Origin of the sequence: Pseudomonas sp. M1 (assembly GCF_022760135.1) — a bacterium.
Classification (GTDB): Bacteria; Pseudomonadota; Gammaproteobacteria; order Pseudomonadales; family Pseudomonadaceae; genus Pseudomonas; species Pseudomonas citronellolis.
In genome coordinates this window covers 4,262,311-4,275,978 of record NZ_CP094343.1, presented here as the reverse complement: position 1 = coordinate 4,275,978, position 13,668 = coordinate 4,262,311, and the positions used below count along the sequence as shown (strand labels likewise).

Here is a 13,668-nt window from a genome sequence, read left to right as displayed (position 1 = left end):
AATGGTCCGGAAAATGGTCGAACACTATCCGCATACTGAGGCTTTGCCGACGATCCGTGGCCCGCGGGTACGCGTCTTGCTGCACACTGGGCGCAAGCGCCGTCAGAGCCGCCCCGAACAAGCCGTGAGTGCCCAGCGATGAATCCGAAGAACCCCGGTCACTTCCGTGACATCCACGCCGATCGCCTCGACCTTGCCGCCGCCCGCAACTGGATGTCGGCCATCTGCGGGCCCCACCGCCTGCATGCCGGCCACCCCGAGGCGGTGCGCTTCCAGCACAGCGGCAGCGTGCTCAAGGGCATGTCCACCACCCTGGGCTGCATCGAGTACGGCACCGAGGTGACCATCGGCATCGTCGAGACCGAGCGCTTCAACAGCTACAGCCTGAGCCTGCCGCTGGTGGGCGAGCAGGAGCTGAGCGTGGCCGGGCGCTACCTGCAGTCGAACCCGCAGCGCGGGGTGATCGTCTCGCCCAACCAGAGCCAGGAGCTGAACATCACCGGCGACTGCCGCAAGCTGCAGGTGGTGATCCCGCTGCTGGCCATGCGCCGGACCCTGGAGGAAATGCTCCAGCGCCCGGCCGAGCAGCCCCTGGTGTTCGAGCCGGAGATGGACGCCCATGACGGCGCGGCGGCCGCCTGGTGGCGCATGGTCCGCCACCTGAACGAGGAGATGGCGCTGAGCGAGCTGTTCGGCCAGGCCTTCTTCAGCCGCGACCTGGAGCGCGCGCTGCTCAAGGGGCTGATCCTCGCCCAGCCGAACAACTACAGCGAGGCGCTGCGCCGCTGCCTGGCCGAGAAGGTGCCGCACTATCTGCTGCGCGCCCGCGAACACATCCATGCCCATGCGCGCGAGGCCCTGTGCCTGGATGACCTGGAGGCAGCGGCCGGGGTATCGCGGTTCAAGCTGTTCGAGGGGTTTCGCAAGTACTTTGGCAGTGCGCCCATGACCTATCTGAAGCATTACCGGCTGCATGGGGTGCGCGAGGACATTCTTGCGGGCGGGGCGCGCAGCATTTCCGAGATCGCGATGGGGTGGGGCTTTGCTCACCTGGGGCGTTTTGCGGGGGACTATCGCAAGTTGTTCGGGGAGACGCCCAGTGCAACGCAGCAGCGGTTGCAGAGGCTTGGTGGGAGGGGGGGAGTGTAGGAGGGGGGAAGGGAGTTTGTTGGGGCTGTGGTGTCATGCTGAAGAGCGCCCTCTCCCTAACCCTCTCCCTGAAGGGAGAGGGGACCGTCCTCTGCCAATCGAAGCATCAGCGCACTCCTGCAACTTCCGGCGTAAGCCTGACTACCAGAGCACACCGAACGGCTCCCTCTCCCTTCAGGGCGGGGCGCGCAGCCGAGGGCTGGGGAGAGGGAAAGGCGTCAACCCGATACACCACAGCCACCGGTAAACTCCCTCCTCAAGCCACCAATAAAAAACCGGCCTCAGGGGCCGGTTCTTCGTGGCGCAATTGCGACCTCAGCGATATTCGCAGAGGTAAGCAGTATCCACCGCGACCTTCAGCTGGAACTTGCTGTTCCCCGGCACGGTGAACTGGCTGCCGGCGGCGAAGGTTTCCCACTCGTCGCTGCCTGGCAGCTTGACGGTCAGGGCGCCGGCGACCACGTGCATGATCTCCAGCTGGGCGGTGCCGAATTCGTACTCGCCGGGGGCCATCACGCCGATGGTCGCCGGGCCCTCGGTCATGCCGAAGGCGATGGATTTGACGGTGCCGTCGAAGTACTCGTTGACCTTGAACATGGGGCTGCTCCTGCAACAGGGGGTAGGGAGGGCGAAAAAAGGAGCGCCAGTATGCCCAAGGCGATGGGCAGCGTCACTACGCGGCCGTCACAGCGCCAGCGGCAGCAGCCGGGCGGTGTTGCGCGCGTCTTCCAGGGCGCGGTGCTGCTGGCCCTGGAAGTGCAGCCCGGCCAGTTGCAGCGCGGTGTTCAGGCCCACCGGGCGCTTGAGCTGGCGGGCCTGGGCGAAGCGCTGCTTGAGGTTCAGGTGCGGCACCTGGCTGAGGTGGCTGTCGATGTGCTGCTGGCGCCATTCCAGTTCCAGCTGGCGGCGGTCGTAGTCGCCCCAGCTGGCCCAGCCGGCCAGGCGCGGGCTGTGCTGCGCGAGCCAGCGCTCGAACTGCGGCCAGACCTCGGTGAGCGGTGCGGCGCCGTCGACGTCGGCCTGGCTGATGTGGGTGAGTTCGCGGCAGAAGCTGGTCAGCAGCGGGCGGCGCTGCGGCCGCACGAAGCGCTGGAAGTGGTCCAGCTCGCGGCCGTCGGCTGCGGCCACGAGGCTCGCGCCGATCTCGATGATCTCCATTTCCTCGACCGGCCAGCCGCCTTCCTCGGTGGTGGCTTCCAGGTCGATCACCAGCCAGTGGGGCATAGGGCCTGCTCGTGCGCTGAAGTGGGACGGTCCGGACCGCGTGCGCGGCGCCTGGCATGCAGTATGGAAGGCCTTTCGGGGCTCGGCAAACCGCTGCTAGGCTAGCCCGATCGACAACAGGGGGAACCGAGCCATGGCGAAAGTCGCGTTCATCGGCCTGGGCGTCATGGGCTATCCCATGGCCGGGCATCTGCAGGCCAAGGGGCATGAGGTCTGCGTCTACAACCGTACCCCGGCGCGCGCCGCGCAGTGGTGCGCCGAGCATGGCGGCAGCAGTGCGCCCACGCCGCGCGAGGCTGCGGCGCAGGCGGAATTCGTGATGTGCTGCGTGGGCAACGACGACGACCTGCGCAGCGTGGTGCTGGGGCCGGACGGCGCCCTCGCCGGGATGCAGCCGGGCAGCGTGTTCGTCGACCACACCACGGCCTCGGCGGCGGTGGCCCGGGAGCTGGCGGTGCAGGCCGCCGAGCGCGAGCTGGGCTTCCTCGACGCGCCGGTCTCCGGCGGCCAGGCCGGCGCCGAGAATGGCGTGCTGACGGTGATGGTGGGCGGCGAGGAGGTCTTCTACCGGCGCGCCGAGCCGCTGATCGCCGCCTATGCGCGGATGGTCCGGCTGATGGGCCACAGCGGCGCCGGACAACTGACCAAGATGGTCAACCAGATCTGCATCGGCGGCCTGCTCCAGGGCTTGTCCGAGGCCCTGCATTTCGCCCAGTGCGCGGGGCTGGACGGCGAGGCCGCCATCGAGGTCATCAGCAAGGGCGCGGCGCAGTCCTGGCAGATGGAGAACCGCCACAAGAGCATGCTGGAAGGGCGCTTCGACTTCGGCTTCGCCGTGGACTGGATGCGCAAGGACTTCGGCATCGTGCTCGACGAGGCGCGGCACAACGGCGCGCAATTGCCGGTGACGGCGCTGGTCGACCAGTTCTATGCCGAGGTGCAGGCCGCCGGCGGCGGGCGCTGGGACACTTCCAGCCTGATCACCCGGCTGAAGCCGCGCGGGTGAATCAGCTGCGGAAGATGAAGTAGACCGCGCCCAGCAGGCACAGGCCCGCCCACAGGTAGTCCAGCTTCAGCGGCTGCTGCATGAAGAACACGCTGAAGGGCACGAACACCGCCAGGGTGATGACCTCCTGCATGATCTTCAGCTGGCCCACCGACAGCGCGGTATAGCCGATGCGGTTGGCCGGCACCTGCAGCAGGTACTCGAACAGCGCGATGCCCCAACTGACCAGGGCGGCGATGATCCAGGGCTTGGTGTTCAGCGTTTTCAGGTGGCCGTACCAGGCGAAGGTCATGAACAGGTTGGAGAACGCCAGGAGGGTGGCGGTTTGGGCCCAGACCGGCATGGGGAGCTCCCGGAGGTGAGGAGGGCGCCAGCCTAAATCGCCGCGCTCGCGCCGCCAAGGGGGAGGGCGATGCAAGGCCCTTGGCGGCGGGCGTCGCTGGGCTTATCCTTCGCGCCGCGCACCGGCCCTGCGGTGCGCGATCTTCCTCCGTGCCTTTTTATGAGCCCAGCAACGATGCAATGCCGTGCCGGCTGTGGCGCCTGCTGCGTGGCGCCGTCGATTTCCTCGCCCATCCCCGGCATGCCCGGCGGCAAGCCCGCGGGCGTGCGCTGCGTGCAACTGGACGAGCGCAACCTCTGCCGCCTGTTCGGCCGGCCCGAGCGCCCGGCGGTGTGCGCGGCCTTCGACGCCGACGCCGAGGCTTGCGGCAGCAGCAACGAGGAGGCGCTGCGCATCCTCGCCGAATGGGAACGGATCACCGCCGCCTGAGTGACTTGGAAGTCACGTTTACAGGGGCCATACTGGCGCCCATCCTGACTGCCGAACCGCTCAGGATCGCGGATTTGCAACGGGTACGGCCCTTCGCCGGCCCGGCCAGACCAACAATAACCAGAGGAAGATGACGATGCGTGGCATCCTGCGTATGACCCTGTTGAGCGCCGCCCTGCTGGGCGCCTCCGGCGCCGCCATGGCCGAGGACTGGCAATTGGCCAAGGACGAGGACGGCGTCAAGGTCTACCTGAGCAGCGTCCCGGGCTCCAAGTACAAGGCCTACCGCGGCGTGGTCGACATCAAGGCCGACGTGGCCAGCATCAATGCCCTGCAGGAAGACGTGAAGGGCTCCTGCAAGTGGATCCACGCCTGCGCCGAGATGCGCCTGCTCAAGAGCGAGGGCGACAATTCCTGGACCTACTCGAAGATCGACATGCCCTGGCCCGTGACCGGCCGCGACGTGGTGATCCACGTGACCACCGAGAAGACCGCCGACGGCGGCCTCATCCGCCACCTGCAGGCCGAGCCGACCTACATCCCGGAAGAGAAGGGCGAGATCCGCGTGCCCAAGCTGGTCGGCGAGTGGAAACTGGTGCCCAAGGGCGCGGGCGTCACCGAGGTGACCTACCAGGTGCAGACCGAGCCGGGCGGCAGCATTCCGTCCTGGCTGGCCAACAGCTTCGTGGTGGATGCGCCGATGAATACCCTGAAGGGGCTGCGTGCGGCGGCGGAGAAGCGCTGAGGCTTGGTGTTATGGAAAAGGCCGCCTGGGCGGCCTTTTTTGTGTTTAGGGGGAGGGGAGAGGGCTCGCTCGTGAATGGGGTTTGCCGGTGGCTGCGGAGTTGGGGTTAAGAGCGCCCTCTCCCCAACCCTCTCCCTGAAGGGAGAGGGGGCTGTCCTGAGCTGCCGGGAAGCCCAGAGTCATCCTGATACTCCTCACTTCCCCTCGCCATTCCCGCGAACGCGGGACGCGGCTCCATCGCGAACAGCGCTTGCGCTGGCCCGAAGGGGAATAACCCAGTGACGGGCGGTTCGCGAGCAAGCTCGCTCCTACGAAGAGCAAAAGCAAAAGCGCGTTTGCTCTTGGACTTCCAGAGAAATAGCCGAGCGCACCGGAGTGCCCCTTCAGAAGGCCGAGCGAAACCCGCGCTCAGGAGGTCATGCGACATGGATGTCGCGAGAGCCCCGATGGGCTACAGGGACGTACCCTCGGGGCGGGCCTCCGTGGCGGGGGAATTCGTGAGGGTAGCCCGACTGTGTCGGGCCCGTATGTCGGGGCAAGCCTTCTTGGTTACTTCTTTGGCGTTTGAAAGAAGTGACTCGCCCGAGGGGGCGAAACAAGACGGTCGGGCAAACTCGGAGCGGCGCAGAAACACCCAAGCCAAGGCAACTGGATTATTCCCCTTCGGGTCAGCGCAAGCGCTGTTCGCGATGGAGCCGCGTCCCGCGTTCGCGGAATGACAGGTTTGAGTTGCGGAGTGAGAAAGGAGGGCAACAAAAAAGGCTGCCGAAGCAGCCTTTTCCGTATCCCGGCGAAACTTACTTGCGAGCGCCGAGCTCGACGAAATCGCGCTGGGTGTGGCCGGTGTACAGCTGGCGCGGGCGGCCGATCTTGTACGGGCCGGAGAGCATTTCCTGCCAGTGCGAGATCCAGCCCACGGTACGCGCCAGGGCGAAGATCACGGTGAACATGCTGGTCGGGATGCCGATGGCCTTGAGGATGATGCCCGAGTAGAAGTCCACGTTCGGGTAGAGGTTGCGCTCCACGAAGTAGGGGTCGTGGCGGGCGATCTCTTCCAGCTTCATGGCCAGTTCCAGCTGCGGATCGTTGATGCCCAGCTCGCTGAGCACCTCGTCGCAGGTCTGCTTCATGACCTTGGCGCGCGGGTCGAAGTTCTTGTACACGCGGTGGCCGAAGCCCATCAGCTTGAACGGATCGTTCTTGTCCTTGGCCTTGGCCACGAACTTCTCGATGTTCGAAACGTCACCGATCTCGTCCAGCATGCGCAGTACCGCTTCGTTCGCACCACCGTGGGCCGGGCCCCAGAGGGCGGCGATGCCGGAGGCGATGCAGGCGAACGGGTTGGCGCCGGAGGAGCCGGCCAGGCGCACGGTCGAGGTCGAGGCGTTCTGCTCGTGGTCGGCGTGCAGGATGAAGATGCGGTCCATGGCCTTGGCCAGCACGGGGCTGATCGGCTTGGTCTCGCAGGGGGTGTTGAACATCATGTGCAGGAAGTTTTCTGCGTAGCTCAGGTCGTTGCGCGGATACATCATCGGCTGACCCATGGAGTACTTGTACACCATGGCGGCGATGGTCGGCATCTTGGCGACCAGGCGATGCGCGGAAATCTCGCGATGCTTGGGATTATTGATGTCCAGGGAGTCGTGGTAGAAGGCGGAGAGGGCGCCGATCACGCCGCACATGATGGCCATCGGGTGGGCATCGCGGCGGAAGCCGTTGAAGAAGGTCTTCAACTGCTCGTGAACCATGGTGTGGTTCTTGATGGTGCCGACGAACTGTTCCTTCTGCTCGGCGGTGGGCAGTTCGCCCTTGAGCAGCAGGTAGCAGGTTTCCAGGTAGTCGGATTTCTCGGCCAGTTGCTCGATCGGATAACCGCGGTGCAGCAGCACGCCCTTGTCGCCGTCGATATAAGTGATCTTCGACTCGCAGGAGGCGGTGGACATGAAGCCAGGATCGAACGTGAAGTGGCCCGTGGAGGTCAGACCCCGCACATCCACTACATCGGGGCCCAGCGTGCCGGAGAGGACGGGCAGTTCGACGGGGGCTGCGCCCTCGATGATCAACTGCGCTTTCTTGTCAGCCATGATTAGGCCTCCTATTAATGCTTGAAATCATCTGTACGACCCCCCACGCAGGGCCCGCACCACTATAGAGAGATAAATCCGATTGTCAATTTGCAAGAATCGGTAGCGGACAGCCCCTCCAACTGCCTGTTTTGGCGAAAAAAATCGCCTATTTACGCCTTTTATGGGGGTGCGGCAATAAGTCCTTAGGCGAAGGCGATTCCGTTGTCATTAGGAGCCTAACTGTCTATACTCGGCGACCAGCCGCCGGGGCCCTCCAGGCCTCGCTCCACAGGCGGTTGTCACTCCCGAAGGTGATGGGTACCTGACAAGTGCACCTCCCGACAACTAGCCCTGCAGTTCGAAGGGCTCTCAGTGTGAAAAAAGCCGTGAATAGCAAACGACCTGTAAACCTAGACCTAAGGACCATCAAACTCCCTGTCACTGCTTACACGTCCATTCTCCACCGCATCTCTGGCGTCATCCTGTTCCTGGGCATTGCCGTGCTGCTGTTCGCGCTCGACAAGTCCCTCGCATCGGAAGACAGCTTCGAGCAGGTGAAGGCGTGTCTGGCCCATCCGTTGGCCAAGCTTGTGATCTGGGGCCTGCTCTCCGCGCTGCTGTACCACCTGGTAGCCGGCATTCGTCACCTCGTCATGGACGCAGGTATCGGCGAGACGCTGGAAGGTGGCAAGCGTGGTTCGAAAATCGTCATCGCCATTGCCGTGGTGCTGATCGTTCTGGCGGGGGTCTGGGTATGGTAACTAACGTCACAAACTTCTCGCGTTCCGGCCTCTACGACTGGATGGCCCAACGCGTTTCTGCGGTCGTTCTCGCGGCTTATGTGCTTTTCCTGCTGGGTTACCTGATCGCACACCCGAACATCTCCTACGAGGAGTGGCATGGTCTGTTCTCCCACGGCCTGATGAAGATCTTCAGTCTTCTCACGCTGGTTGCCCTGAGCGTGCACGCCTGGGTCGGCATGTGGACCATCACCACCGACTACCTGACTCAGATGGCGCTGGGCAAGCCCGCGACCATCGTGCGTTTCCTCGTCCAGGCGGTATGCGGCATGGCCATGTTCGCATTCTTCGTCTGGGGTGTGCAGATTCTCTGGGGTAACTGATCCATGGCAAGCATTCGCACTCTCTCCTTCGACGCCATCATCGTGGGTGGCGGCGGCGCCGGCATGCGTGCCGCGCTGCAACTGGCCCAGGGTGGTCACAAGACCGCCGTGGTGACCAAGGTCTTCCCGACCCGTTCGCACACCGTTTCCGCCCAGGGCGGCATCACCTGCGCCATCGCCTCGGCCGACCCGAACGACGACTGGCGCTGGCACATGTACGACACCGTCAAGGGCTCCGACTACATCGGTGACCAGGACGCCATCGAATACATGTGCTCCGTCGGCCCGGAAGCCGTGTTCGAGCTGGAACACATGGGCCTGCCGTTCTCCCGTACCGAGCAGGGCCGCATCTACCAGCGTCCGTTCGGTGGCCAGTCCAAGGACTTCGGCAAGGGTGGCCAGGCCGCCCGTACCTGCGCCGCGGCCGACCGTACCGGTCACGCCCTGCTGCACACCCTGTACCAGGCCAACCTGAAGAACGGCACCTCCTTCCTTAATGAGTGGTACGCCGTCGACCTGGTGAAGAACCAGGACGGCCACGTGGTCGGCATCATCGCCATCGACATCGAGACCGGCGACACCATCTATATCCGCTCCAAGGCCGTGGTCCTGGCCACCGGCGGTGCAGGCCGCATCTACGCCTCCACCACCAACGCCCTGATCAACACCGGCGACGGCGTGGGCATGGCCCTGCGCGCCGGCGTACCGGTGCAGGACATCGAGATGTGGCAGTTCCACCCGACCGGCATCGCCGGCGCCGGTGTACTGGTCACCGAAGGCTGCCGCGGTGAAGGCGGCTACCTGATCAACGCCCATGGCGAGCGCTTCATGGAGCGTTACGCGCCGAACGCCAAGGACCTGGCCGGCCGCGACGTGGTCGCCCGCTCCATGGTCAAGGAAGTGATCGCCGGCAACGGCGTGGGCCCGAACAAGGACCACGTGCTGCTGAAGCTCGACCACCTCGGCGAGGAAGTCCTGCACAGCCGCCTGCCCGGCATCTGCGAGCTGTCCAAGACCTTCGCCCACGTCGACCCGGTGGTCGCGCCCATCCCGGTCATCCCGACCTGCCACTACATGATGGGCGGCGTCGCCACCAACATCCATGGCCAGGCCCTGACCATGGACGCCAACGGCAACGACCAGATCGTCGAAGGCCTGTTCGCGGTCGGCGAAGTCGCCTGCGTATCGGTTCACGGCGCCAACCGCCTGGGCGGCAACTCGCTGCTCGACCTGGTGGTCTTCGGCCGCGCTACCGGCCTGCACCTGGAAAAGGCCCTGAAAGAGGGCATCGAGCACCGCGGCGCCTCCGAGTCCGACCTGGAAGCCTCCTTCAAGCGCCTGAACGGCGTGAACGAGCGCACCAGCGGCGAAGAAGTCGCCCCGCTCAAGCGCGAACTGCAGCAGTGCATGCAGAACTACTTCGGTGTATTCCGTACCGGCGAATACATGCAGAAGGGTATCGCTCAACTGGCTGACCTGCGCGAGCGTATCGCCACCGTCAAGATCAACGACAAGAGCCAGGCTTTCAACACGGCGCGCATCGAAGCGCTGGAACTGCAGAACCTCCTCGAGGTGGCCGAAGCCACCGCCATTGCGGCCGAAAACCGCAAAGAGTCCCGCGGCGCCCATGCCCGCGAAGACTTCGAGGAGCGCGATGACGAGAACTGGCTGTGCCACACCCTGTACTTCCCGGGTGAGAAGCGCGTTGCCAAGCGTGCCGTCAACTTCGCGCCGAAGACCGTTCCGGCATTCGAACCCAAGGTTCGTACTTACTAAGGGTGCCCGTCATGTTGAAAGTAAGTGTTTACCGCTACAACCCGGAGAAGGACTCTGCACCCTACATGCAGGACTTCGACGTCGATACCCAGGGCAAGGACGTGATGGTCCTGGACGTGCTGGCGCTGATCAAGGAACAGGACGAGGGCTTCTCCTACCGTCGTTCCTGCCGTGAAGGCGTTTGCGGCTCCGACGGCATGAACATCAACGGCAAGAACGGCCTGGCCTGCATCACTCCGCTGTCGGCCGCCGGCCTGAAGGGCGGCAAGCTGGTGCTGCGCCCGCTGCCGGGCCTGCCGGTGATCCGTGACCTGGTCGTCGATATGCGCATCTTCTACAAGCAGTACGAGAGCGTTAAGCCGTACCTGCAGAACAAGTATGCCGCGCCGGCGATCGAACGCCTGCAAACCCCCGAAGAGCGCGAAAAGCTGGACGGTCTGTACGAGTGCATCCTGTGCGCCTGCTGCTCGACCTCCTGCCCGTCGTTCTGGTGGAACCCGGACAAGTTCCTCGGCCCCGCTGCGCTGCTGCAGGCCTATCGCTTCCTGGCCGACAGCCGCGACACGGAAACCCAGGCGCGCCTGGCCAGCCTGGACGATCCGTTCAGCGTGTTCCGTTGCCGTGGAATCATGAACTGCGTGAATGTCTGCCCGAAAGGCCTGAACCCGACCAAGGCCATCGGTCACATTCGCAACATGCTGCTGCAGAGCGGGACCTGATCCCACTTCGCCGTCGCGTGCGACAAGAGCAATACCCGTGCCGCCGGAACATTGTCCGGCGGTGCGGTTGCAACGGGCCCCAGCCCACAAAGCCGGGGTCTGACTCGAAAACGTATATATGACCAGCAGGGGCATCCGGGCTGGTACCCGGACTATCTGCGGGAACCTTTGTGGCTACCAGTCGCTGCACAGGGCTGGGTCCCCCGAGAGTTCCATCAGGTGGAGTCCCCTTACCGAGGGTGACCAAGCATGCACGAAAGCGTAATGCAGCGGATGTGGAACAGTGCCCATTTATCCGGTGGGAACGCTGCCTACGTCGAAGAGCTCTACGAGCTCTACCTGCACGACCCGAACGCTGTGCCAGAAGAGTGGCGCACATACTTCCAGAAGCTCCCCGCCGACGGCAATCCCGCTCCCGACGTCTCGCATTCCTCCATCCGTGATCATTTCGTGCTCCTGGCCAAGAACCAGCGCCGCGCCGCGCCCGTTTCCGCCGGCAGCGTAAGCACCGAGCACGAGAAGAAGCAGGTCGAAGTCCTGCGCCTGATCCTGGCGTACCGGCTGCGTGGGCATCAGGCCGCGAAGCTCGATCCGCTGGGCCTCTGGGTGCGTACCGCGCCTTCGGACCTGTCGCTGGATCACTACGGCCTGACCGCCGCCGACCTCGACACCACTTTCCGCACCGGTGAGCTCTACATCGGCAAGGAAGAGGCGACCCTGCGCGAGATCATCGACGCCCTGAAGCAGACCTACTGCAGCACCATCGGCGCCGAGTTCATGCACATCGTCGATTCCGAGCAGCGCCACTGGTTCGCCCAGCGCCTGGAAAGCGTGCGCGGTCGTCCGGCGTACTCCACCGAGGCGCGCGCCCACCTGCTGGAGCGCCTGACTGCGGCCGAGGGCCTGGAGAAGTACCTGGGCACCAAGTACCCGGGCACCAAGCGTTTCGGCCTGGAAGGCGGCGAGAGCCTGATCCCGATGGTCGACGAGATCATCCAGCGCTCCGGCTCCTACGGCGTCAAGGAAGTGGTCATCGGCATGGCCCACCGTGGCCGTCTGAACGTCCTGGTCAACACCCTCGGCAAGAACCCGCGCGACCTGTTCGACGAGTTCGAGGGCAAGAAGCTGGTCGAGCTGGGTTCCGGTGACGTGAAGTACCACCAGGGCTTCTCCTCCAACGTCATGACCCCGGGCGGCGAAGTCCACCTGGCGCTGGCGTTCAACCCCTCGCACCTGGAAATCGTCTCCCCGGTGGTCGAGGGCTCGGTACGCGCCCGCCAGGACCGTCGCAAGGACGGCAGCGGCGACAAGGTGGTGCCGATTTCCATCCACGGCGATGCCGCCTTCGCGGGGCAGGGCGTGGTCATGGAAACCTTCCAGATGTCCCAGACCCGTGCCTACAAGACCGGCGGCACCATCCACATCGTGATCAACAACCAGGTCGGCTTCACCACCAGCCGCCAGGACGACGCGCGCTCCACCGAGTACGCGACCGACGTTGCCAAGATGATCCAGGCGCCGATCTTCCACGTGAACGGCGACGACCCGGAAGCGGTGCTGTTCGTTACCCAGCTGGCCGTCGACTACCGCATGCAGTTCAAGCGTGACGTGGTCATCGACCTGGTCTGCTACCGCCGCCGCGGCCACAACGAGGCCGACGAGCCGAGCGGCACCCAGCCGCTGATGTACCAGCAGATCGCCAAGCAGCGCACCACCCGCGACCTGTATGCCGACGAGCTGATCGCCGCCGGCGTGCAGACCGCCGAGCAGGCCCAGGAGAAGGTCGACGAATACCGCGACGCCCTGGACAACGGCCTGCACGTGGTGAAGAGCCTGGTCAAGGAGCCGAACAAGGAGCTGTTCGTCGACTGGCGTCCGTACGTCGGCCATGCCTGGACCGCGCGTCACGACACCCGCTTCGACCTGAAGACCCTGCAGGAGCTGTCCAACAAGCTGCTGGAGACTCCGGACGGCTTCGTCATGCAGCGCCAGGTGCAGAAGATCTACGAAGACCGCGCCAAGATGTCGGCCGGCGGCATGCCGATCAACTGGGGCTTCGCCGAGAACCTGGCCTACGCCACCCTGCTGTTCGAAGGCCACCCGGTGCGCATGACCGGTCAGGACGTCGGCCGCGGCACCTTCTCGCACCGCCACGCGGCGCTGCACAACCAGAAGGACGACTCGGTCTACATCCCCCTGGCCCACCTGTTCGACGGCCAGCCGCGCGTCAGCCTGTACGACTCCTTCCTCTCGGAAGAAGCGGTGCTGGCCTTCGAATACGGCTACGCCACCACCATGCCGAACGCGCTGGTGATCTGGGAAGCCCAGTTCGGCGACTTCGCCAACGGTGCGCAAGTGGTGATCGACCAGTTCATCACCAGCGGCGAGACCAAGTGGCAGCGCCTGTGCGGCCTGACCATGCTGCTGCCGCACGGCTACGAAGGCCAGGGCCCGGAGCACTCCTCCGCGCGTCTGGAGCGTTACCTGCAGCTGTGCGCCGAGCAGAACATCCAGGTCTGCGTACCGACCACTCCGGCGCAGGTCTACCACATGCTGCGCCGCCAGGTGATCCGTCCGCTGCGCAAGCCGCTGATCGTCATGACGCCGAAGTCGCTGCTGCGCCACAAGCTGGCCATCTCGACCCTGGAAGAGCTGGCCAACGGCTCGTTCCAGACCGTCATCAACGAGATCGACAGCCTGGATCCGAAGAAGGTCGACCGCATCGTCCTGTGCAGCGGAAAGGTGTACTACGACCTGCTGGAGAAGCGCCGCGCCGAAGGCCGCGAGAACATCGCGATCGTCCGCCTGGAACAGCTCTACCCGTTCCCGGAAGACGACCTGGCCGAGGTCCTGTCGCAGTACAAGAACCTCAAGCACATCGTCTGGTGCCAGGAAGAGCCGATGAACCAGGGTGCCTGGTACTGCTCGCAGCACCACATGCGCCGTGTCATCGCCGCGCACAAGAAGGGCCTCAACCTGGAATACGCCGGCCGCGACGGCTCGGCCGCCCCGGCTTGCGGCTACGCTTCGATGCACGCCGAGCAGCAGGAAAAACTGCTGCAAGACGCCTTCACTGTTTAACGCCAAC

General features: G+C 64.7%; 13 protein-coding genes. 9 read left to right on the top strand and 4 right to left on the bottom strand.

Features of this window, described 5'->3' with window-relative positions; translation table 11 throughout:
* Positions 1–138 precede the first annotated feature (138 nt).
* Positions 139–1,149, top strand: coding sequence for an AraC family transcriptional regulator (locus PM1_RS18695; RefSeq protein ID WP_009619361.1), 1,011 nt, complete (start codon positions 139–141; stop codon positions 1,147–1,149).
* 315 nt (positions 1,150–1,464) lie between these two features.
* Here PM1_RS18695 and ppnP read toward each other — a convergent pair whose 3' ends face one another.
* Together ppnP and PM1_RS18685 are read right to left on the bottom strand one after the other, a co-directional pair.
* Entirely contained in the window at positions 1,465–1,746 is a 282-nt protein-coding gene (gene ppnP, locus PM1_RS18690; RefSeq protein ID WP_009619363.1) for a pyrimidine/purine nucleoside phosphorylase, read from the bottom strand.
* An 87-nt stretch (positions 1,747–1,833) separates the two neighbouring features.
* The gene (locus PM1_RS18685; protein ID WP_009619365.1) at positions 1,834–2,373 is read right to left on the bottom strand and encodes an exonuclease domain-containing protein; all 540 of its coding nucleotides are present in this window, start codon (positions 2,371–2,373) and stop codon (positions 1,834–1,836) included.
* 133 nt (positions 2,374–2,506) lie between these two features.
* On the opposite strand from PM1_RS18685, the gene PM1_RS18680 reads away from it, so the two are divergent.
* The gene (locus PM1_RS18680; protein ID WP_009619366.1) at positions 2,507–3,379 is read left to right on the top strand and encodes an NAD(P)-dependent oxidoreductase; all 873 of its coding nucleotides are present in this window, start codon (positions 2,507–2,509) and stop codon (positions 3,377–3,379) included.
* A 1-nt stretch (position 3,380) separates the two neighbouring features.
* Here the strand turns inward: PM1_RS18680 and PM1_RS18675 are convergent, their stop codons facing one another.
* Positions 3,381–3,722 carry a DMT family protein gene (locus PM1_RS18675; RefSeq protein WP_009619370.1) on the bottom strand — a complete coding sequence of 114 codons (342 nt, stop codon included), beginning with the start codon at positions 3,720–3,722 and terminating at the stop codon, positions 3,381–3,383.
* A 174-nt stretch (positions 3,723–3,896) separates the two neighbouring features.
* Between PM1_RS18675 and PM1_RS18670 the strand changes: the two genes are divergently transcribed.
* Both PM1_RS18670 and PM1_RS18665 read left to right on the top strand, forming a co-directional pair.
* Entirely contained in the window at positions 3,897–4,151 is a 255-nt protein-coding gene (locus PM1_RS18670) for a YkgJ family cysteine cluster protein (protein WP_009619371.1), read from the top strand.
* Positions 4,152–4,287: 136 nt separating this feature from the next.
* Entirely contained in the window at positions 4,288–4,896 is a 609-nt protein-coding gene (locus PM1_RS18665) for an START domain-containing protein (RefSeq protein ID WP_009619372.1), read from the top strand.
* Between the two features lie 797 nt (positions 4,897–5,693).
* Here PM1_RS18665 and gltA read toward each other — a convergent pair.
* Complete coding sequence (gene gltA, locus PM1_RS18660) at positions 5,694–6,980, bottom strand: citrate synthase (RefSeq protein ID WP_009619373.1); 1,287 nt, start codon at positions 6,978–6,980, stop codon at positions 5,694–5,696.
* A 356-nt stretch (positions 6,981–7,336) separates the two neighbouring features.
* On the opposite strand from gltA, the gene sdhC reads away from it, so the two are divergent.
* The 5 genes from sdhC to PM1_RS18635 all read left to right on the top strand — a co-directional run bounded on the left by sdhC (position 7,337) and on the right by PM1_RS18635 (position 13,661).
* Positions 7,337–7,723 (top strand): succinate dehydrogenase, cytochrome b556 subunit, encoded by a 387-nt coding sequence (gene sdhC / locus PM1_RS18655; RefSeq protein WP_009619374.1) that lies wholly within the window; start codon positions 7,337–7,339, stop codon positions 7,721–7,723.
* Entirely contained in the window at positions 7,717–8,085 is a 369-nt protein-coding gene (gene sdhD / locus PM1_RS18650) for a succinate dehydrogenase, hydrophobic membrane anchor protein (protein ID WP_009619375.1), read from the top strand. The genes sdhC and sdhD overlap by 7 nt, the downstream gene beginning before the upstream one ends.
* 3 nt (positions 8,086–8,088) lie before the next feature.
* Positions 8,089–9,861: a succinate dehydrogenase flavoprotein subunit gene (gene sdhA / locus PM1_RS18645; RefSeq protein WP_009619376.1), complete on the top strand. Its 1,773-nt coding sequence runs from the start codon at positions 8,089–8,091 to the stop codon at positions 9,859–9,861.
* A gap of 11 nt (positions 9,862–9,872) precedes the next feature.
* Positions 9,873–10,580: a succinate dehydrogenase iron-sulfur subunit gene (locus PM1_RS18640; RefSeq protein WP_009619377.1), complete on the top strand. Its 708-nt coding sequence runs from the start codon at positions 9,873–9,875 to the stop codon at positions 10,578–10,580.
* Between the two features lie 249 nt (positions 10,581–10,829).
* Complete coding sequence (locus PM1_RS18635; RefSeq protein WP_009619378.1) at positions 10,830–13,661, top strand: 2-oxoglutarate dehydrogenase E1 component; 2,832 nt, start codon at positions 10,830–10,832, stop codon at positions 13,659–13,661.
* The last annotated feature ends 7 nt before the right edge of the window (positions 13,662–13,668 follow it).